This is a genomic window from Mesorhizobium sp. WSM4828, from assembly GCF_055811175.1.
Map to the genome: position 1 here is coordinate 1 of NZ_JBVVQK010000121.1, position 341 is coordinate 341.

The window sequence follows — 341 nt, forward strand, 5'->3', positions numbered from 1 at the left end:
GTCGCATAGGAGATCAGTCCCCGCTCCTTGCCGAGCTTGTCCATGACGCCGTCGCAAGCGTCGATGCAGAGCGCGCAGGTGATGCATTCAAGCTGCTGGCCGTCGCGAATGTCGATCCCCATCGGGCAGACGGCGACACAGGCGTTGCAATCGACGCAGTCTCCAACCGGCTGCCCCGCGGCAAGCACCTTCTTGGCGTGGCGCGATCGCGGCTCGCCGCGCCAATCATTGTACGTTACGGTGAGCGAATTCTCATCGAGCATAGCCGCCTGGATGCGCGGCCATGGGCACATATAGGTGCAGACCTGCTCGCGCATCAGTCCGCCGAACGTGTAGGTGGT

Annotated in this window: 1 protein-coding gene; it reads right to left on the minus strand. The window is 63.0% G+C overall.

Features of this window, described 5'->3' with window-relative positions; all coding sequences use genetic code 11:
• Positions 1-341 (minus strand): 4Fe-4S dicluster domain-containing protein (locus tag AC0L2X_RS32580; protein ID WP_473601234.1); only part of this gene is annotated, 341 nt, incomplete at both ends.